Genomic DNA, 19948 nt, shown 5'->3' on the forward strand with positions numbered 1-19948 from the left:
TTGGCGTAGTTGAAGCCCACGTCCGTCACCAGGTCGCGGATCACCGGGAACGCCCGCAGCGGGGTGACCGTGATGGTCTCCTCGGGGTCGAACACGGGCCGAGGCATGGGCCATGACGCCGGGGAGGGTGTAGCGGGCCGCGGTCCAGGCGTTCACCGGGGGCAGCGTGTCGTGCTCCACCGCCTGGACGAAGTCGTCGACCAGGAAGTGGTGGCTGCCCTCGTGCCCGTTGGGCGCGTGCGCGAACTCCTCGGGCAGGCGCGAGCGGTCGTGGACCGGGGCCGTACCGGAGACGAACGCGTCGCGCAGCTCCGGTGCCACGTCGGCCAGGGAGGGGTCGTCGGCCGGAAGCGTGGGCAGCGCCCGGAGGTGGTCCGAGACGTCGTGGACCCCCTTCTTGTCCTGCCAGAGGCTCACCGTGGCGAGTTGCTCGAAGCTGCCCTCCGTACCGAAGAAGCGGAAGCGGGACTCGCGGAGGTGCGAGGGGTAGCCGACCCGGCGGAACTCGTTGATCCGGAACGAGCCGCCGTCCGCCGTCTCGAACAGCGCCGTGGCGTTGGAGACGTCGTTGTCGAACTGGCTGACCGTACGGTCGAAGACGCCGTCGCCACGGTCGTCGCGCACCCCCAGCGCGCTGACGCTCACCGCGTGCGTCCGCCAGGCGCCCAGCACGCCGCCCACCGAGTGCGTCGGGTAGAGCAGCGGAGGGTAGCTCGCGGTGGCCTTCCACCCCTCGCCGCCGCTGTACTGGTACGCCGCGTAGAAGCCCAGGTCCATGTCGTGGACGTAGTCGCCCTCGGCGTGGAACAGCCGGCCGAAGGCATGCTCCGCGGCCTTCTCGCGGGCGTAGACGACGGCCGGGTTGTAGTGGCTGGTCTCCCCCATCATGTACGTCAGGCCGGTCTCGCGGACCGCCTCGATGATCGCGGCGATCTCCTCCTGCGATATCGCCATCGGAACGGCCGAATAGACGTGCTTGCCCGCCCGCAGCGCCTGCACCGCGAGCGGACCGTGCGTCCAGCGCTGCGTGAACAGCGCGACGGCGTCGACGTCGGAGGCGAGCATCGCCTCGAAGGACGGGTGCGTGCCGCCGGTCAACCGCTGCTCGCCGACGAGCCGTTCGGCCCGCTCAGGCAGCAGGTCCGTCACGCAGATCGCGCCGACGCCCGGGTGGAGCTGGAAGAGCTTGGCGAAATGGCCGGCGAACTGGCCGGCCCCGACGATGCCGAGGGAGAAGGGCATGGGTTCCTTTCGGGTGGGACTCGCGGGTACGCGGGCTGTGGGCCCTGCCCCTCCGTACCCACCGGTGCGCCCGCGGACACCATCCGGGTGACGGGCGGGCCGTACCGGCTCACAATGGGGGCATGGGCACTCGGATCGACGAGGTCAGCGGACCCGGGCGGGTCGCCGGGCCCGATGAGGGCATCAGCGCGGAGGAACTCGCGCTCGCGGCGCGCAATCACGGGCTGCCGCTGGAGGCGCTGCGCTACGACGTGACACCGGCGGGGCTGCACTACGTGCTGGTCCACTACGACATCCCGTACGCCGACGGTGAGGGGTGGGAGCTGACCGTGTCCGGCCGGGTACGGCAACCCCTCACCCTGGACATGGAGCGGCTGCGGGCGTACCCGCCCGTCACGGTGCGCGTGACGATGGAGTGCGCCGGCAACGGGCGGGCCCGGCTGACGCCCCGGCCGGTCAGCCAGCCGTGGCTGGTCGAGGCGGTGGGCACCGCCGAGTGGACCGGGGTGCCGCTGCGGACGCTGCTCGCGGAGGCCGGCGTCGAGGCGGACGCCGTGGAGGCCGTCTTCACGGGCGCCGACCACGGCGTGGAACGCGGCGTCGAGCAGGACTACCAGCGGGCGCTGCCGGTCGGCGCGGCGCTCGGTGAGGATCCGCCGGTGCTCGTCGCGTACGCGATGAACGGCGCGCCGCTGCCGCCGCAGCACGGCTGTCCGGTGCGGCTCGTCGTACCCGGGTGGTACGGGATGGCGCACGTGAAGTGGCTGCGTGACATCCGACTGGTGGACGCGCCGTTCGAGGGCTTCCAGCACACGGTCGCCTACCGCTTCCGGTCGGACCCCGACGACCCCGGCACGCCGGTCACGCGGATGGCACCGCGGGCGCTGCTCGTCCCGCCCGGCTTCCCCGACTTCATGTCACGCGCCCGGGTGGTACGGCCCGGCCCCGTGGAGCTGACCGGGCGGGCCTGGTCGGGGTACGGGCCGGTGACCGGCGTCGAGGTGAGCGAGGACGACGGACGCCACTGGCGCACGGCGGAGCTCGGCCCCGGCGGGCCCCATCCGTGGGCGTGGCGGCCGTGGAGCGCGCGATGGGAGGCCACGCCCGGGTCGTACGTCCTGAGCGTGCGGGCCTCGGACGCGGCGGGGCACTCGCAGCCGGTCGAGCAGCCGTGGAACCGGGGCGGGTTCGGGAACAACCTCGTCCAGCGGGTGCCGGTGGTGTGCCTGGACGAGTAGAAGTGCCCCGCCGGCGGGCGTCAGCGGGCCGCGGCGGGTGTCTCCGACGGCTGGGGCTGCGCGGCGGCGGCCGGCGGGGCGGGGTCCTCGCCGGGGGTCCGGTCCCATCGCGCGGTGGTCCGTGCGTAGCCGTAGACCACCGACGCCATCGCCAGGATCAGCAGCGGGCCGGATATCCACGGATGGGCGGCCAGCTGCGTCGGCAGGTAGCGGTACGAGGACACGAGCACGGCGAAGACGGCGGTTCCGTAGCCGATCAGCCGGATCCCGGACCAGTCCCGGCCGCGGCCGAGCAGACGCATCCCCGCGTCGACGGTGACGGCGAACACCACGCCGGCGACGAGGTCGGCGCCGTAGTGGTAGCCGAAGCCCAGCGTCGCGGACAGGGTGCCGACCAGCCAGAACGTGCCCGCCCAGCGCATGGGCCGCGAAGCCTTGCGCGAGTGGATGAACAGCGTGGTCGCCCAGGCGGTGTGCAGGCTGGGCATGCAGTTGCGGGGGGTGATCTCGTCGAACGGGAACGGGTGCGGCGTGCCGATCGGCGGGACCGTGTGCGGCCACAGGTCGGCCGCCGCCCACGGGCCGCCGTCGGGGCCGTAGGCGAAGACCGGTCCGACGACCGGGAAGATCATGTAGACGGCCGGGCCGATCAGTCCGATGGCCAGGAAGGTGCGCACCAGGTGGTGGGCCGGGAAGCGGCGTTCGGCGGCGACGTGGCGGAGCTGGTAGAGCGCGAAGAGGGCGGCGGCCAGGGGTAGCTGGCCGTAGACGGCCGCCAGGACGTGGGAGCTGACGGGGCTGGTCGCCTCGACGATGCGGCCCGCGACCCAGGACGGGTCGCCCAGCGCGTGGTCGGCTCTCGCCACGTACGCGTCGAGCACCATCGGGCGGGTCTTGGAGGTGATGAGCAGCCAGGTGTCGCCGGTCTTGTGGCCGGCTATCAGCAGCAGGCCCAGTCCGGAGCCCTTGAGTAGCAGGAGGCGTTCGGCTCCGGTACGGCGGGTGAGGGCGAGGGCGGCAAGACCGAGGATCACCCACAGGGCGCCGTTGCCGAAGTTCAGCTCGGCTCCGACCGCCCAGCGCACGAGCAGGAAGACGAGGTCGATGCCGACGGCGATGCCGGCGGCGAGCAACCGCCCGCGCCAGCTGAGGACCACCATCGCGAGCGCGAGTCCGCCGTACAGCAGGGGGCCCGAGTGCGGGGCGAAGATCAGCTCCTGCGCCTGGACCGTGAGCGGTCCCGGCTCCCCGTAGCGGCGTGCGGCGACTTCCAGGGCGAGGAGGAACACCAGGACCGCCGCGCCGGCCGCGGCCCACAGCAGTGTGGGGCGGCGCCGGGTGGCAGGTGCGCGGTTTGCTCGGGAAGGCGTGGTTTTCTGCAGCATGGTGTTTTTGGTTCGCTTTGGCGGTTCGGCTCACCCTTCTGGCTAGATGACATGGGTTTCTAGTGAAGGACGGATGTGGAGCCCGGGCTGACGGGTGGCTTCCTGCTCGTTCAGACGGGTGGTTTCCTGCCGGACTCGGCGTCCAGATCCATCCCGTTACCCCCTCTTCAGTCGCCGGTCGCGACAGTGTGCCCCGGCGTTGGCCTCTATGACCAGTGGGAAGACATCACAAAGATCGGCCGGGCGGGGGTGGGGAGCGGACAAGGCACGCGACCGCTACCGCTCGGCAGCGGCGCCTTCACTGCTCGGCGGCGGCGCCTTCCTTCGGTGCCGCCGGGGGCACCGTCTGCGCCCACTGCGCCCAGTCGGCGAGGGCCTGGTAGAGGCGGACGCCCGCCTCGATGGCGACGCGCATCGACTGGGTCTGCGCGCTGTCGCCGAAGTCGCCGCGGTCCTTGGCGGCCGCGTACGTGCGGTACTGCTCGGCCGCCGCAGAGAAGAACCGGGCCTCCTGCTCGAGGTGGCGCCTCAGGTCCTCCGGCTCCATCAGCCAGAAGAAGAACGACCGCAGCAGCGGCTGCAGCCGCACCGTGTGGTCGACCTCGCCCTCGCTGAGCCACTGGCGCACCTCGGCCAGGCCGGCCGGGGTGATCCGGTAGGCCTTGCGGCCGCGCGGTCCCTCGCTGTCGACCTCGATCAGCCCGGTGTCGGCGAGCCGGGCCAGTTCGGCGTAGATCTGCGGGTGCTTGGCCGGCCAGACGGCCCCGAGGACCTCCTGGAAACGCTGGGCCAGGTCATAGCCGCTGGCGGGGCCTTCGGCGAGCAGTCCCAGAACGCCGTGACGCAGTGACATGCGGCTCCTTCCCTTGTCCGGGATACAGCTTGACACGCACTCCCTACCTATACAGACTGACATGTAAGAAGAGACATGTAGAGGCTGAGAGGTCAAGATGGGTGAGAACGGACGCGGCGCGCGGCGGGGGATCTTTCTGACCGGAGCGGCCGGCGGCATCGGGGAGGCGCTGGCCCGCGAGCTGACGCGGCGCGGCTTCACGGTCTTCGCCGGCGTGCGCCGCAACCGCGGCGCGCTGGACGACCTGCCGCACGTCGTGCCGGTGCCGGTCGACGTCACGGACCCCGGCAGCGTCGAGGACGCCGCCGCACAGGTGGGCCGGCACCCGGCCGCGGCGCACGGACTGCACGCCGTGATCAACAACGCCGGCGTGATCGTGCAGGGTCCGCTGGAGCTGGTTCCGCCGGCCGAACTCCGGCGCCAGTTCGAGGTGAACACCCTGGGCCCGGCCTACGTGACCCAGGCGTTCCTCCCGCTGCTGCGCGCGGGAGGCGGCCGGGTGATCAACGTCAGCGCGGCGACCGCCCGTATGCCGCTCCCCCTGCTGGCACCGATCTCCGCCAGCAAGGCGGCGCTGGCCGCCCTGTCGGACGCCCAGCGACTGGAGCTCGCGGCCTGGGGCATCCCGGTGATCGTGGTGGAACCGGGCGCCACCGAGACACCGATCTTCGCGGCGGCGGAAGCGGCGGCGAAGACGGCGGCCGGAGTCGCCGACCCGGGCCGGCGCGCCCTGTACGCGGGGCATCTGGCGGCGTTCGCCGAGGTGATGGCCAAGCAGAAGAACGGGCCCGTCGAGCGGGTCGTCAAGGCCATCGCCACGGCGGCGGAAGCCCGCAGCCCCAAGCGGCGCTACGTGGCCGGCTCCGACGCCCGCGCCCTGCGGACCCTGGCCCGGCTGCCCGCGGGGGTGCGCGAGCGGCTGATCGCGGGCAGCTTCGGGCTGCGCAAGGTGACGCCGGGGGCGGCGGTCTGATGAGGGTGGGGAGCGATGTGATGGGCGCCGGGGCGGTGGTCTGATGGGCGCAGGACCGCGCACCATCGTCCTGGTCGGCGCGACCTCGGGGCTCGGGCGCCAGGCCGCCGTGCGGCTGGCCGCCGACGGCCACCGGCTGATCCTCGCCGGACGCGATCCCCGACGGGTCCGGGACCTGGCCCGCGAGCTGCCCCGGGCGCACGTGATCGGCGCCGACGTGGCCACCGCCGCGGGCGTCGACGAGCTGGCGCGCCAGGTGTCAGCGGCCACCGACCGGATCGACACCCTGGTCAACAACGCGGGCGTCATGCGGCCCACCCGCACGGTCACCGCCGAGGGGCACGAGCTGAACCTCGCCGTGCACCACCTCGCCCCGTTCTCGACCACGAGCCGGGTGCTGCCGCTGCTGCGCCGCGGCGAAGGGCGGATCGTGAACGTCAACTCCGAGGGTCACCGCAGCCCGATGCGCGGCAGCGGCGAGGTCGCCCTGGACTTCGACGACCTCGACAGCGAGCGCGGCTACGACCCGTTCATGGCGTACAGCCGCAGCAAGCTCGCCAACCTGCTGTTCTCGTACGAACTGCAGGCGCGCCACCCCGAGCTGACCGTCGTGGCCGTGCACCCCGGACTGGTCCGCACCCGCCTGGGCCGCGACTTCCCCTCGCTCCAGGTGCGGCTCGTCCACGCCTTCGCACTGTCCGCCCGGCGCGGCGCGGAACCCGTGGTGCGCCTGGCCACGGGGACGGTGTCCGCCGGCCGCTACTACAACCGGTTCGCCCCGGTGCCCTCCTCACCCCGCTCCCGCGACACCGCGGCGGCGCGCCGGCTGTGGGCGGTCACCGAGGAGGTGCGCGGGCCGTTCACGCAGGTGGGGTCTCGCTAGGAGGCGCGGCGGGGGGCTCCGCGTCCGGGGCCGTGTCGCCGCCGTAGGTGGCGATCTTGAATTCCGTGGCCGCCAGGGACAGGGTCAGCTCGCGGATGCGGCGGCGGATGGTGTCGCGGTGCTCGATCAGCATGTCGAGGCGTTCGGGCACGGTGTGGCGGCCGGCGTCGACGAGCGAGACGTAGTGCTGCAGGTCGCGCATCGGCATGCCGGACAGCCGCATCCGGGTGAGGAACACCAGCCGCCGCACGGCCGCGGCGTCGTACACGCGGTGGCCGTTGCCGTCGCGGGCCACCTCGACCAGCCCCGCCCGCTCGTAGTAGCGCAGCGTGTGGGCGGACACGTCCAGCAGCTCCGCGGCCTCGGCGATCGTCATAGCCTCGGGCACGTCGGCCAGGTCGGTGAGCCGGTGGATCGCCTCCGCCGAGAGCGGTCCGTCGTCGCCGAGCGCGTCGAGTGCCCTCGTCATCAGGTCATCGGTCGCCATACAGCCAGCCTAGATCGCGGGGGCGGTCGGTGGATTCTGTCGTCATGCGGGCAACGCTAGGGTTTCGAGCGCGCTCGAAGGCAAGCGCGGGCCGTCTGGATGAGTCCCGCCGCGCGGCGGGTTCCTCAGCCGCGCTTGATGCGGCCTCGGACGGCCAGGGCTGCCAGGCCCAGGAGGATGGGTTCGGTGAGTCGGGAGGTCATCTCGATGTAGCGGCCGGGGGTGGTGAGGTCCTGGCCGCTGGAGCGGAAGACCACCGAGTTGATGACGACGTCCGCCGCTTTCTGTGCGCGGGCGGGGGTGAAGCGTTCGGTGAAGGGGCGGCGCAGTGCGGGGTCCTGGGCGCCGATCACGCCGGCGTCCGCCGGGTAGGGCTCGGCGGGGGTGTCGGGCAGGCCGAAGCCCAGCAGGAGCAGGATCGTGGCCGTCATCGCCGCGCCGAGCCAGGCCAGGGCGCGGGTGGCGCGCAGGCCGTAGCCGGAGACCGCCCAGTACAGCCACAGCAGGGCGCGTTCGCCGAGCGGGGTGTCCTTGCGGTCGTGGCGGCGCATCTCCATCTCGCCGTAGTAGAAGTCGGCCGCGCCCGGTTCGTTCTTGCCGTCTTCGAGGGACTTGCGCAGCTGGCGGTAGAGGGGGCCGAGGGACTCCGGTCCCGGCGGCATCACGCCGGACGTCGCGGCGGGGGGCGTCGGGCCGGACCGCTCGGTGCGCCAGCGTACTTCCTCGGCGATGACGCGCCGTTGGGTGACGGGGAGTACGGAGCGGACCGTCGAGCGGGTGGTGAGGAAGGTGCAGCGCCCTTCCAGGCTCAGCCGGTCCAGGTGGATCGTGCCGACGAAGCGGCACCGGGACAGGTCCACGTTGGTGAGGACGAGGTGGGCCGCGTCCATCCCGTACAGGGAGGCGATCCGCACTCCGGGGTCCGCGTCGCCCAGCGGCGACTCGTCCAGCTCGGGCTTCGCGCGCGGGCTGAACGGGACGGAGCGGTGGGTGACGCTGAGCGGGTACTCGACGACGGCGTCACGCAGTTCCACCTCGGCGTAACGCAGGCGCAGGGAGCCGGTGGAGTTGAAGCGGGTGCGGACGCAGCGCACCTGGAGTGCGGCGGCCTGGATCGTGATCGGGACGCCGAAGACCGCCTCGGAGATGTCCAGGGTCCCCTTGCAGACCAGCGGGCCGAGATGGGCCGTCGCGTCGAAGACCGCGCTGTCGAACCAGGCCGTCCGCCGGAACACCACGCCGTCGAAGCCCGCGTGGTGGGCGAAGGAGGCCATGCCGAACCAGGCCGTGTTGTGGAACTCCGCCGCGTCGAACCACGCGTCGGCGGCGAACGCCGCGGTGCTGAACCCGGCGTGCCCGAAGAACCTCGCGTCCCGGAACCAGGCGTCGCCGTCGAAGCGGACGTCGTTGAAGCCGCAGGTCGCGGCGAAGATCGCGGCGCGGAACCAGCAGTCCTTCGCGAACGCCGCCCGCCGGAACCACGCGGTGTCGGAGAACACCGTCCGGTCGAACCAGCCCACCCCGCGGAACTCAGCCCCGTGGAACCCGGCACCGGCGACGAACGTGGCGTCGCTGAAGGTCGCCGACCCCGTGAACACGGCCCGGTCGAACCCGGCGTCGTGGGTGAACGTCGCCCCGCCGAACATGGCGGACCCGTGGAAGACGGCGTTGCCGAACCACGAGTCCGAGAGGAAGGTGGCGCCCTGGAAGGACGCCTCTTCGGTGAAGCCGACGCCTCCGAAGGAGGCGGAGTCGGGGAAGGCGGCCTCGTCGAAGAGCGCCATTCCGGCGCGCCGTTCCCGGCTCTCCGGGTCCAGCAGGGCGTCCAGCACCCGACGCAACCGGGCCCCGTCCACCCGCGTGCCGCGGTAGTCGATCCGGCTCCCGGGTCCCAGCGTGTCCAGGTGCGTCAGGAGGTCGGGTTCGGTCAGGTGTGCCAGGCAGGCGCGGTGCGGGGCGGCGCTTCGGCCGCGGCAGCCGATCGGGTCGTCGGGGCCGGCTCCGTCGCCGCAGTGGTCCCACTCGGGCCGTTCGGTCCTCAGCACACAGAGATCACAGCAGATGCGTACGGCCGATGGCGGCGGGTTGCCCCAACTCACCTGCGGGGCACGGCGGTTTGCCGCCCCCTCACAACACCGCGATGCCCAGCGGCCGTTCGCCTGCCTTGAGCCGGGTGGTCTGCTCCGTGTCGAGGTCGACCACCGTCAGGCCGTTCCAGTAGCCGTCGCGGGTGAAGCCGCCGGTGACGTAGGCGGTGCGGCCGTCCGCGGAGACGGAGACGTCCTCGTGGGGGCCGTCGAGAGGGATCACCGTTTCCTCGCCGTCCTTCGTGCGTACGGTCAGCGAGGCGCCCTCGTCGGCGGAGGCGTCGATGGGACCCGTACCGACGACCAGGAGGGTGCCGTCGGGGGTGACCGTGGCGCCGTGCTGGTGGGTGTTGGCCGTCATCGGCTCGATCGCGGAACGGCCCGTGGCCGGGTCGACGACGACCAGGCGCTCGCCCTCGAAGGGCAGCAGCAGACGGCCGTCGGAGGGGCGTACCGCCGCGTAGTGCGGTTTGAGCCAGGAGCCGAGGCCGCCCTCGGTGCCGTACGGGGCGACCTCGATACGGCGGGGGGTGCCGCCCTTGCCGGTGGGCACGACCGTCACGTCGAAGGAGTCGTGCCCGGTGGCGTAGACCTCGCTGCCGTCGCGGGCGACGTCCACGTCGAAGGGGCGGCGGCCGACGGGCGCCGTGTCCGTGACCTGGCGGGTGGCGGTGTCGATGGTCTCCAGGGTGCCGTTGCCGGACGGGACGTTGACGCCGACGTAGACGTGCCGGCCGTCGGGAGCCAGGGCGATGCCCATGCCGCCGCCGCGGTACTCGCCGTCGGTGACGGGGCCGAGGTTCTTCGTCCGGTACGGGATGAGGGCGACGCGTTCGCGTGCGGCGGTGTCGACGACCGCGACGCCCTCGGCGGTGGCGACCCAGGCGCGTCCCTGGTCGTCCACCACCAGGCCGTACGGGGCCGCACCGGCCCGCACGGAGTCGACGGGGCCGCGGTCGGGGTCGACGAAGGTGACCGTGTCGGAGCCGAAGTCGGCGACCAGGAGGGTGCCTTCGGGGGTGGTGGCGTTCTCCGGAGAGGCGACCTCCGACGGAGCGGACTTCACCGGCGCCGGATCCGCTGGCGCCGTCGTGCGCGCCTCGGTTGTCGAGCAGCCGGCCAGCAGGGCGGCCGCCGCCGCGAGGCCGAGGAGAGGGCGCTTCACCGGACGGCCCTCAGCAGTCCGGCCATCTCCGTGAAACCGCGCCGCTCGGCGTGCGCGAGGGCGGTGACGCCCTCGAAGTCCGGGATCCCGGGCGTGGCCCCGGCGGTCAGCAGGAGTTCGACGATCTCCTGGTGGGCGCGGCCGCCGTCGCCCAGGATCACCGCTTCCAGCAGGGCGGTCCAGCCGAGCCGGTTGACGTGGTCGACGTCGGTGTCGGTCTCCCGCAGCAGGGCGCGTACGTAGTCCACGTGGCCGCGCTCGGAGGCGGGGATGAGGGAGATGCCGCCGAACCGGTTGACCTGTTTGAGGTCGGGCCCGCCCGGCAGCAGCACGCGCATCATGGCCACGCTGCCGGTGACCCCGGTGACCAGCCAGGGGCTGTCGTCGCGCTCGTCGGCGGCGTTGACGTCCGCACCGGCGTCGACGAGGGCCCCGGCCGCGGCGACGTGGTCCCCCAGCGCGGCCAGCAGCAGCGGGGTACGGCGGCGGGCGTCGCGGACCTCGGTGTCCGCGCCCGCGTCGAGGGCGGCGCGGACGGCGTCCAGGTCGCCGGTGTCGGCGGCGGTCAGCAGGGCGCGGTCGGCGGGGGTCGTCATCGGGTACTCCTCGTGCGTCGCGGACACGGATGCTCGGTCCGGGCGGCTCACCCACTCCGCCCTGTCCTCCATCCTGTCCCCGGGCGCGGGTCGCGCCCGTCGGCGTTGTGGCTGGACGCGGGTGGCGGAACGGACGACGGCGGGGTCAGCCGATCGGACGACGTCGAGATCGCCGCCCCATGGTAGGGACGGGCGAGCCGCCGTACGGGCCGCGCGGCCCTCCCCGTATCGTGCGACCGGCATCGCGCACCCGGGCCCGACCTCGACGGGAGACCTCCTGATGACCTCTGCCCACCGGCCCCTGCGGCTGAGCGTCTCCGCGCCCGGACGGCCGGACACCATCCTCGCGACGGCCCGGGAGGCCGAGCGCCGGGGCATGGAGCGGCTGGTGGTCTCCGAGACCGCGTACGACCCGTTCGTCCAGCTCGCCCGGGCCGCCGACGCGACCCGCTCCCTCGAGCTGGCCACCGGTGTCGCGATCGCCTTCGCCCGTACGCCCATGACGCTGGCGTACGAGGCGTGGGGAGTGCACGAGGCATCCGGCGGGCGGGCTGTCGTCGGGCTGGGTTCGCAGGTCAAGCCGCACGTCGTACGGCGTTTCGGGATGCCGTGGAGCCGGCCCGCGGCGCGGATGCGGGAGTACGTGCACGCCGTGCGGGCGATCTGGCACAGCTGGCAGACCGGTGACCGGCTCGTCTTCCGCGGCGACTTCTACGCGCACACCCTGATGACGCCCGTGTTCACGCCGGGGCGGGTCGCGTCCGGGCCGCCGCCGATCCTGCTGGCCGGCGTCGGCCCGATGATGACCGCCGCCGCGGGGGCGGTCGCCGACGGGTTCATCAGCCACGTCTTCACGTCCGTGGAGTACCTCGGCCGCCGCGTCCTCCCGGGCGTCCGCCAGGCGCGGGCCGAGGCGGAGGCCGCGGGGGCGCAGTGGACGCGGCGGCCCTTCGAGGTGGTCGGCAACGTGTTCACGGCCGTCGGCCGTACGGAGGAGGAGCTGCGCGCGAACGTGGCCGCCGTACGGGAGCGCATCGCCTTCTACGCCTCCACGCCCGCGTACCGGCCGGTGCTCGAGACCCACGGCTGGGGCGATCTGCACGACGAGCTGCACCGGCTGTCGGTGCGCGGGCGGTGGCAGGAGATGGGCGAGGCCGTCGACGACGAGGTGTTCGACACCTTCGCCGTCGCGGGAACCCCCGAGGATGCGGCCCGGGAGATCCACCGCCGTTACGCCGGGCTGGTGGACCGGCTGGCGGTCAGCCCGCCCGACGGGGCGGACCCGTCGTTGGCGATGGACGTGCTGGCGGCGGTGCGCGACCTGGAGTGAGGCACGCTCAGGTGTCGCCGAGGGCCGGGATCTCCTCGGCCGCTCGGGCGACGAGTTCGGCGCGGCCGATGGCGTCGGCCCGGGTCGCCGGCACGGTGCAGGCGTACGCGCCGGCCACCGCGCCCATCCGCGCGCACCGCGCGGGGTCCGCGCCCTGCAGCCGGCCGAAGAGGAAGCCCGCCGCGAAGGCGTCGCCCGCGCCGTTGGAGTCGACCACCGGGGCCGGGGGTTCGGCCACGGGCACGTGCGTCAGCTCGCCGTCGGCCAGCAGCCAGGCGCCGTCCGCCCCGGCGGTGGCGACGACGACGCTCGCCCGGCCGCGCGCGGCGATGTCGCGCATGGTCCGCTCGGGGTCGGTCAGGGCGGTGGTGGACAGGAAGACGAGGTCCGCGGCCAGGGCGAAGGGCTCGTGGTAGGGGTTCACGCCGTCCCAGTCGTGCAGGTCGGTGGAGAGCGACGCGCCGCTTTCGCGCAGCGCGGGCAGCGCGTGGGTGCAGGGGTGGGTGATGACGACGTGGACGTGTCGGCTGACGGCGGCCAGGGCGCGGACCGTCCGCTCCGGGAGGCGGTCGTCGTCGCGGAAGCGGCCGGTGTCGTACAGGGACAGCCGGCGGCCGTCGGGACCGACCAGGTTCACCGCGCGTTTGGTGCCGCCGGGCATCGGCACCTCGGTGAGTGCGATGCCCTGTTCGCGGTGCAGGGCGCGGACGAGGTCGCCCTCGTGGTCGTCGCCGACCATGTCCAGATGGTGGGTGCGCAGCCCCAGGGTGTGGGTGCCGAGGGCGACGAAGTCGCCGCTGTGGCCGGCCCGGGTCTCGATACCCGGCTGGATCATGTAGCTGTCGGCGTACGGGAGCGGCAGTTCGGGCACGTTGACGATCGTGTCGACGCCGCAGCCGCCCACGACCAGGACGTCGATCTCGGCGTTCGTAGAGGCGTTCGAAGGGGCGCTCATCAGGGCCGTCGGCTCCTTTCCGGTGGGGCGGGGCGAGTCAAGCAGCCGTGGCGCCCCGCCCGCAAGATCACCCGGGTCGCGGAGTGCGGCCGGCAGGCGGCCCGGAGTCGTTGTCAGGGGGTCCCGGTACGCTGATCACCGCGTTGCCGGACAGGACGAGATGAGAGGACCGGGCCCATGGAACTCGCCTTCAGCGGTGAGGTGATCGAATGGCGCGGGCCCTCGCCCTTCTACTTCCTCCCCCTACCGGACGAGGAGTCCGCCGACATCCGTGAGGTGGCGGCGATGGCGACGTACGGGTGGGGGGTCATCCCCGTCACCGCACGGATCGGCGAGGTGTCGTTCGAGACCTCGCTCTTCCCCAAGGACGGCACCTATCTGCTCCCGCTCAAGAACGCCGTGCGCAAGCCGCAGAACCTCGGCGCCGGGGACCGCGTGACCGTGGAGATGACCGTCAACCTGCGGAGCTGACGAGGCTCGGAGCGCGGGCCGGGCGGTGCTGTGTCAGGCTGGTTTCCGGCGCGGCCCGGCGAGGCGGGCGGTCCCGACCTCGGCAGGGTGATGTATGACGCGGCAGCCTCAGGCGCAGCAGGTGCTGGCCCCGCCCGCCCGGGCGGCGGTCTTCCTCGTCCTCACCGTGCGGCCGGGCGCGGAGGACGACGTACGCGCACTGCTGGCCGACGTCGGGGGGCTGACGCGGGCCGTGGGGTTCCGCTCGCCCGAGGGCGGGCTGACCTGTGTGGCCGGCATCGGCGCGGCGTTGTGGGACCGGATGTACGGGACGCCGCGGCCGGCCGGGCTGCACCCGTTCCGCGCGGTGGCCGGCGCCCGGCACACCGCCCCGGCGACGCCCGGCGATCTGCTGTTCCATCTGCGCGCCCGGCATCTGGACCTGTGCTTCGAGCTGGCCCGCCAGCTCACGGAACGGCTGGGCGGCCGCGCCGACGTCGTGGACGAGGTGCACGGCTTCCGGTACTTCGACGAGCGCGATCTGCTGGGCTTCGTCGACGGCACGGAGAACCCGGCGGGCGCCGAGGCCGCGACCGTGGTCACGGTGGGCGGGGAGGATCCGGGCTTCGCGGGAAGCAGCTATGTCGTGGTGCAGAAGTACCTGCACGACCTCAGTGCCTGGGGCGCGTTGAGCGTCGAGGAGCAGGAGCGGGCGATCGGCCGGAAGAAGCTCAGCGACATCGAGCTGTCCGACGACGTCAAACCCTCCAACTCCCATGTCGCGCTCAACACGGTCGAGGACGCCGACGGCGACCAACTGCAGATCGTCCGGGACAACATGGTCTTCGGCTCGGTCGGTTCGGCGGAGTTCGGCACGTACTTCATCGCGTACTCGGCGGACCCGGGCGTGACCGAGCAGATGCTGCAGAACATGTTCGTCGGCCGGCCGGCCGGGAACCACGACCGGATCCTGGACTTCTCGACCGCGGTGACCGGCTGTCTGTTCTTCGTACCCACCATCGACTTCCTCGAGGATCCGCCGGCTGCGGACGCGGCCGGCGCGCAGGCACCGGCGGATGCGGACGCCGCCGGCGCGCACGCACCGGCGGACGGTTCGCTGGGCATCGGCAGTTTGCGAAGGAGCACCCCCGCATGAACAACCTGCACCGCGACCTCGCCCCCGTCACCGACGCCGCCTGGACCGAGATCGAGGCGGAGGCCCGGCGCACGTTCAGCCTGCACGTCGCCGGCCGCCGGGTGGTGGACGTGGTCGGTCCCGCCGGCCCGCAGCTGTCCGCCGTGGGCACGGGGCACGTACACCCGGTCCAGGCCCCGGCCGAGGGCGTGCTCGCCCGCCGGCGCGAGGCGCAGGAGGTCGTCGAGCTGCGGGTGCCCTTCACGGTGAGCCGGCAGGCCGTGGACGACGTGGAGCGCGGGTCCAGGGACTCCGACTGGCAGCCGGTGAAGGACGCCGCGCGGACCATCGCCTACGCGGAGGACCGCACCGTCTTCCACGGCTCCGAGGCGGCCGGGGTCACCGGCCTGGCGCCGGGCAGCACCAACGCACCGCTGCCCCTGCCGCAGGACCCCCGGGAGGCGCCCAACACGGTCGCCCAGGCCCTCAGCGCGCTGCGGCTGGCCGGTGTCGGCGGCCCGTACAGCCTGCTGCTGTCGGCCGAGGCGTACACGGCCGTCGCCGAGACCACGGACCACGGCTATCCGGTCCGCGACCACCTCGCCCGGCTGCTGCACGACGGCGAGATCATCTGGGCGCCCGCCCTGCAGGGCGCGCTGCTGCTCTCGACCCGGGGCGGGGACTACGAGCTGCACCTCGGCCAGGACCTGTCGATCGGCTATCTCTCCCACGACGCCGACAGCGTCGAGCTCTATCTGCAGGAGTCGCTGACCTTCCTGGCTCTCACCGGCGAGTCGAGCGTCGCCCTGCCGCAGGGCTGAGGGCATGGCCACCCCCTCCCGCCGGCCGTTGTCGGCCGTCACGCGCCTCGGCGGCTCCCTCGTCGCCGGCGCGGTCGCCGGCCTGGTCGCGGCGCTCGTGGCCGACGCGGCGCTGGGTGTGCTGGCCGGTATCGCGGTGACACAGGCGCTGTTCGTCGTGCTGGGCTGGATCGTCCTGTGGCCGATGGACCCCACCGCCACCCGGCACAACGCAAGCCGCGAGGACTTCCGGCCCGTCACCGAGGAGATCGTCGTGGTGGGGGTCGCGTGCTGCGGGCTGGTGGGCATCGTGACCGTGCTGCTGCTCGGCCACGCCAGCATCGCCCACGCGACGACCGCGCTGGCCGGCGTCTTCATGGCCTGGGCGGCGCTGCACCTGATGTACGCCACGCGCTACGCGCACCTGTACTACACGGCGCCGGTGGGCGGCATCGACTTCAACTCCGACAGCCCGCCGTCGTACACCGACTTCTTCTACTTCAGCTACAACCTCGGCATGACCTACCAGGTGTCCGACACGAACGTGTCGGACACGCCGTTCCGGGCGATCGTGCTGCGGCACTGCATGCTGTCGTACGTCTTCGGCACCGGGATCCTGGCCACCGCCATCAATCTCCTGATCGGCATCGTGAGCCGGTGACACCCGGCAGCCTTCACGACATGAACATCTGAGACACGGAGCGACCATGGACCGCTATCCCCCCATCTCCGAGCACGGTCTCGTGGGCGATCTGCAGACCGCCGCCCTCGTCTCGTCGCAGGGTGTCGTGGACTGGTTCGCCGCCCCCCGCTTCGACTCGCCCAGCATCTTCGCGGCGTTGCTCGACCACGACCGGGGCGGTTACTTCCAGTTGGCCCCGGAGCACCCGGAGGGGACCTGCAAGCAGCTGTACTACCCCGACACGGCCATCCTGGTGACCCGCTTCATGTCGCCGGACGGTGTGGGCGAGGTGGTCGACTTCATGCCCCCGGACCGCACGCGCGTCGCGACCGACCGGCACACCCTGATCCGGTTGGCGCGCGTGGTGCGCGGGACGGTCACGTTCGCCCTCGACTGCCGGCCGCGCTTCGACTACGGCCGCGCCGAGCACAGCCTCGGCCTCGACAAGGACACTGCCGTGTTCCGGGGGCCGGGCATCGACGCGCATCTGCAGACCACCTTCCCTCTGGAGCGGAACGGACAGGACGTACGCGCCACGGTGACTCTGCGCGACGGCGAGTCCGCCGGCGCGGTGTTCACCGTGTGCGCCTCCGGGGGCGCGGTCCCCGAACCGCCCACGACCGACTGGCTCGCCGCGCAGTTCCAGGACGTCTCCGGCTTCTGGCACCAGTGGCTGTCCCAGTCCCGCTACCGGGGCCGCTGGCCCGAGCTGGTGCACCGCTCGGTGATCACGCTGAAGCTGCTCACCTACGCTCCGACCGGCGCGCTGATCGCCGCGGCCACCACGGGCCTGCCCGAGCAGGTCGGGGGCGAGCGCAACTGGGACTACCGCTTCACCTGGGTGCGTGACGGCTCACTGTCCGTGCGGACCCTGCTGAACCTCGGTTTCGTCGAGGAGGCCACCGCCTTCGTGCACTGGCTGGTCGACCGGCTCAAGGAGCGCGAAGGCCAGGACGGCGAGCCGCTCCAGACCATGTACCGGATCGACGGCGACCCCCATCTGCCGGAGGAGACCCTCGACCACCTCGAGGGTTACCGCGGCTCCGCCCCCGTCCGGATCGGCAACGGCGCGGCCGACCAGCTCCAGCTCGACATCTACGGCGAGGCGCTCTTCGCGGTGTCCCAGGGCCGTGAGCTCGCCCAGCAGGCGACCCACCGCGGGTGGACGGCGCTGGCGAGGATGCTGGACTGGTTCGCCGATTCCTGGGACCGCCCGGACGAGGGCATCTGGGAGACCCGCGGCGGCCGCAGGGACTTCACGTACAGCCGGGTGATGTCCTGGGTCGCGCTCGACCACGGCATGCAACTGGCGGAGCACTACCGCCGGCCGGCCGATCTGGACAAGTGGCGCAAGGCGCGGGACGCCGTGCTGGAGCAGGTGATGGAACGCGGCTGGAGCGAGAAGGAGAAGGCCTTCGTCCAGTACTACGGCGGCGACGTGCTGGACGCCTCGCTGCTGTTCATGCCTCTGGTCCGCTTCGTCGCGCCCAGGGATCCGGCCTGGCTGTCCACGCTCGACGCGATGGACCGCAAGCTGGTCTCCGACAGCCTCGTCTACCGCTACGACCCGGCGGCCTCACCGGACGGCCTGCGCGGCGCGGAGGGCACGTTCAGCCTCTGCACCTTCCTCTACGTCGACGCGCTGGCGCGGGCCGGCAGGCTGCCGCTCGCCCGGTACACCTTCGAGAAGATGCAGACGTACGCCAACCATGTCGGCCTCTTCTCCGAAGAGGTGGGACCGAGCGGCGAGCAACTGGGCAACTTCCCGCAGGCGTTCACGCATCTCTCGCTCATCATGGCCGCCGTCACCCTGGACAAGGCGCTCGACCGCGAGCGGGAGCGCTGAGCGCCGTACCCCCGCTGCTCGAGGACCGGCTACGCCTCGCCCCCCGGCGCGCCGGCCCCCCGCGTGTCGGAGTCCGTGAGCGGCTCCAGCTCACCCAGGGTGTCGAGCCGGTAGAGCACCACCAGGGCCGGTCCCACCAGGACGATCGCGACCGCCGTCACGATGCCCAGCCAGCTCAGGGTGGCCGGCGCCCCCGCGGCGTCGGCCACGGTGAGCGAGGTCGGCAGCGCGTAGGGCCGCTGCGCGCAGCCCCAGGCGATGACGGTGAGGAACACGCTCGCCGCCGAGGTGTAGCGGGTCCAGCGGTACGACCGGCGAACCAGGAGCGCCACCGTGGCCAGCCCGCAGAGCCCGGCGAGGATCACCAGCGTCAGCCCCCAGCCCCGGGTCAGGCCCTCCCACACGTACCGCGCGTCGTCGTGCGTGACGGGCAGGGCGACGAGGGCCAGGACGACGATCGCGGCGAAGGCCAGCAGTGCGCGGAGCCGGAAGTAGTCGACGAGGTCGCCCGTGCCGAACCGCCGGGCGTCGGAGCACAGGTAGACCGCCCCGAGGAACGCGGCGGCCGCCACCGCCAGCAGACCCGTGAGCACCGAGGTCCCGTTCGCCCAGGCGTCCGCGGACGCGGTGGTCCCGACCGCGACCCGGCCGGAGGCGACACCGCCGAGGGCCGCTCCCAGGAAGAAGGGCGTGAGAAGCGAGCAGACGGCCACATCGCCTCGAAGACGGCCTGGAACAGGGTGGGGAAACCGGTCCACATGATCACGACGGCGAAGACCAGCCAGACGTTGTTGACCTCCCAGACCGGAGCCATCGCGTGGTCGATCAGCCGGCGGGGCCGTTCGCCACGTTGCGCGCCGCCGGCCAGCAGGTCCCAGAAGCCCGCGCCGTAGTCGGTGCCCCCGCCGCAGACGTAGGCCGCGATGACGATCACCATCACCCAGGCGATGAGGTCGGCCAAGGTCACGCACCGTCCCCGGGGCCGGCGGCGGCCTCGGCCGCGTGCTCGGCCCGGGGCCCGTAGGGCGTGTCCGCCTCCGGGCCCGCGGGCGCACGGCCGTCGGCGGTGCGCCAGCGGGTGCGCATCTTCAGCACGACCGCGATGAGCGCGGCGAACACCAGCACGTACACGACGATGACGACGCCGAGCATCGCCCACAGCGCTTCGGCGCGCGTGTCGGTGACCGCCTCCGATGTCCGCATCTGCTGGTAGACGATCCACGGCTGCCGGCCCACTTCGGTGGTGATCCACCCGCATTCCACGGTGATCAGGGACGCGGCCCCGGCCACGGCGGCGCAGCGGAAGAACCAGGGGCTGCGCGGCAGGTCCCGGTGCCGCAGCCGGCACCAGCCGTACCACAGGGCCAGCAGGATGAGCAGGCTGCCGACGGTGACCATGATGTCGAAGGCCCAGTGGGCGATGGTGGCCTGGACGACGGTCGGCCGGTCGGACGCCGGCACCGAGGTCAGGCCGGTGACCCGGGTACCGGGGGTGAAGCCGGCGAGGATGGAGTCGAGCTGGGGGATCCTGATGCCCCCGGAGACCGTCCCGTCGCTGTTGAGCCGTCCGAAGACGTACTCCGGCACATGGGTGTCCGTCTTCCAGACGAGTTCGGTGGCGGCGAACTTCACGGGCTGCTTCTGGTAGACCGCGCGCGCGGTGCTGTCACCGATCACGAACTGCACGGGCGTCAGGATCGCGGCCACGGTGAACGGCAGCGTGAAGCCGAGTCGGTGGTAGTGGTCGCGCCGTCCGCGCAGCCAGCCCGTGGCGTACACCCCGGCCACGACGTAGCCCGCGGTCAGGACCATCGCGACCACGAAGTGCCAGTACTCCGGGC

At 72.7% G+C, this 19948-nt stretch carries 17 protein-coding genes and 3 pseudogenes; 9 read left to right on the forward strand and 11 right to left on the reverse strand.

All coding sequences use genetic code 11. The annotated features are described in order from the left end of the window. Both AB0M28_RS34725 and AB0M28_RS34730 read right to left on the reverse strand, forming a co-directional pair. Positions 1-95 (reverse strand): annotated as a pseudogene (locus tag AB0M28_RS34725) (succinate dehydrogenase/fumarate reductase iron-sulfur subunit); the annotation flags it as partial. Continuing rightward, positions 94-1242 (reverse strand): annotated as a pseudogene (locus AB0M28_RS34730) (Gfo/Idh/MocA family oxidoreductase); the annotation flags it as partial. The pseudogenes AB0M28_RS34730 and AB0M28_RS34725, both read right to left, overlap by 2 nt. 122 nt (positions 1243-1364) lie before the next feature. Here AB0M28_RS34730 and AB0M28_RS34735 point away from each other — a divergent pair. Then, positions 1365-2480 (forward strand): sulfite oxidase, encoded by a 1116-nt coding sequence (locus tag AB0M28_RS34735; protein ID WP_365413792.1) that lies wholly within the window; start codon positions 1365-1367, stop codon positions 2478-2480. A 20-nt stretch (positions 2481-2500) separates the two neighbouring features. Here AB0M28_RS34735 and AB0M28_RS34740 read toward each other — a convergent pair whose 3' ends face one another. Further along, the gene (locus tag AB0M28_RS34740) at positions 2501-3802 is read right to left on the reverse strand and encodes a phosphatase PAP2 family protein (protein WP_365413824.1); all 1302 of its coding nucleotides are present in this window, start codon (positions 3800-3802) and stop codon (positions 2501-2503) included. Positions 3803-4163: 361 nt separating this feature from the next. Continuing rightward, positions 4164-4718: a PadR family transcriptional regulator gene (locus AB0M28_RS34745; RefSeq protein ID WP_365413794.1), complete on the reverse strand. Its 555-nt coding sequence runs from the start codon at positions 4716-4718 to the stop codon at positions 4164-4166. 97 nt (positions 4719-4815) lie between these two features. Between AB0M28_RS34745 and AB0M28_RS34750 the strand changes: the two genes are divergently transcribed. Together AB0M28_RS34750 and AB0M28_RS34755 are read left to right on the forward strand one after the other, a co-directional pair. After that, on the forward strand, positions 4816-5691 hold the full coding sequence (locus AB0M28_RS34750) for an SDR family NAD(P)-dependent oxidoreductase (protein ID WP_365413796.1): 876 nt from the start codon (positions 4816-4818) through the stop codon (positions 5689-5691). Between the two features lie 43 nt (positions 5692-5734). Further along, entirely contained in the window at positions 5735-6574 is an 840-nt protein-coding gene (locus AB0M28_RS34755; RefSeq protein ID WP_365413798.1) for an SDR family NAD(P)-dependent oxidoreductase, read from the forward strand. Here the strand turns inward: AB0M28_RS34755 and AB0M28_RS34760 are convergent. The 4 genes from AB0M28_RS34760 to AB0M28_RS34775 all read right to left on the reverse strand — a co-directional run bounded on the left by AB0M28_RS34760 (position 6552) and on the right by AB0M28_RS34775 (position 10909). Beyond that, positions 6552-7061 (reverse strand): MerR family transcriptional regulator, encoded by a 510-nt coding sequence (locus AB0M28_RS34760; protein WP_365413800.1) that lies wholly within the window; start codon positions 7059-7061, stop codon positions 6552-6554. The two genes, AB0M28_RS34755 and AB0M28_RS34760, sit on opposite strands and share 23 nt — an antisense overlap. 125 nt (positions 7062-7186) lie before the next feature. Beyond that, the gene (locus AB0M28_RS34765; protein WP_365413802.1) at positions 7187-9106 is read right to left on the reverse strand and encodes a pentapeptide repeat-containing protein; all 1920 of its coding nucleotides are present in this window, start codon (positions 9104-9106) and stop codon (positions 7187-7189) included. An 82-nt stretch (positions 9107-9188) separates the two neighbouring features. After that, positions 9189-10313, reverse strand: a complete 1125-nt coding sequence (locus tag AB0M28_RS34770; protein ID WP_365413804.1) for a hypothetical protein — start codon at positions 10311-10313, stop codon at positions 9189-9191. Beyond that, on the reverse strand, positions 10310-10909 hold the full coding sequence (locus AB0M28_RS34775) for an ankyrin repeat domain-containing protein (protein WP_365413806.1): 600 nt from the start codon (positions 10907-10909) through the stop codon (positions 10310-10312). Before AB0M28_RS34775 ends, AB0M28_RS34770 begins: the two co-directional genes overlap by 4 nt. Before the next feature lie 280 nt (positions 10910-11189). On the opposite strand from AB0M28_RS34775, the gene AB0M28_RS34780 reads away from it, so the two are divergent. Further along, entirely contained in the window at positions 11190-12239 is a 1050-nt protein-coding gene (locus AB0M28_RS34780) for a TIGR03617 family F420-dependent LLM class oxidoreductase (RefSeq protein ID WP_365413808.1), read from the forward strand. A gap of 7 nt (positions 12240-12246) precedes the next feature. Here AB0M28_RS34780 and AB0M28_RS34785 read toward each other — a convergent pair whose 3' ends face one another. Continuing rightward, entirely contained in the window at positions 12247-13194 is a 948-nt protein-coding gene (locus AB0M28_RS34785) for an adenosine kinase (RefSeq protein WP_365413810.1), read from the reverse strand. 177 nt (positions 13195-13371) lie between these two features. Between AB0M28_RS34785 and AB0M28_RS34790 the strand changes: the two genes are divergently transcribed. The 5 genes from AB0M28_RS34790 (at position 13372) to AB0M28_RS34810 (ending at position 18107) form a co-directional block, all read left to right on the forward strand. Then, a complete protein-coding gene (locus AB0M28_RS34790) occupies positions 13372-13665 on the forward strand; it encodes a DUF1905 domain-containing protein (protein WP_365413812.1) in 294 nt (97 codons plus the stop codon). Positions 13666-13759: 94 nt separating this feature from the next. Further along, positions 13760-14800 (forward strand): Dyp-type peroxidase, encoded by a 1041-nt coding sequence (locus AB0M28_RS34795; RefSeq protein WP_365413814.1) that lies wholly within the window; start codon positions 13760-13762, stop codon positions 14798-14800. Then, positions 14797-15600 carry a family 1 encapsulin nanocompartment shell protein gene (locus AB0M28_RS34800; RefSeq protein WP_365413816.1) on the forward strand — a complete coding sequence of 268 codons (804 nt, stop codon included), beginning with the start codon at positions 14797-14799 and terminating at the stop codon, positions 15598-15600. Before AB0M28_RS34795 ends, AB0M28_RS34800 begins: the two co-directional genes overlap by 4 nt. 4 nt (positions 15601-15604) lie before the next feature. Beyond that, on the forward strand, positions 15605-16240 hold the full coding sequence (locus AB0M28_RS34805) for a DUF1345 domain-containing protein (RefSeq protein ID WP_365413818.1): 636 nt from the start codon (positions 15605-15607) through the stop codon (positions 16238-16240). Positions 16241-16286: 46 nt separating this feature from the next. Beyond that, entirely contained in the window at positions 16287-18107 is a 1821-nt protein-coding gene (locus AB0M28_RS34810; RefSeq protein WP_365413820.1) for a glycoside hydrolase family 15 protein, read from the forward strand. A gap of 29 nt (positions 18108-18136) precedes the next feature. On the opposite strand, the pseudogene AB0M28_RS34815 reads toward AB0M28_RS34810, so the two are convergent. Then, positions 18137-19044 (reverse strand): annotated as a pseudogene (locus tag AB0M28_RS34815) (cytochrome d ubiquinol oxidase subunit II). A gap of 26 nt (positions 19045-19070) precedes the next feature. Further along, positions 19071-19948, reverse strand: an 878-nt coding sequence (locus tag AB0M28_RS34820; protein WP_365413822.1) for a cytochrome ubiquinol oxidase subunit I, incomplete at its 5' end; no start/stop codon positions are given.

It is taken from the genome of Streptomyces sp. NPDC051940 (genome assembly GCF_040680895.1).
GTDB lineage: Bacteria > Actinomycetota > Actinomycetes > Streptomycetales > Streptomycetaceae > Streptomyces.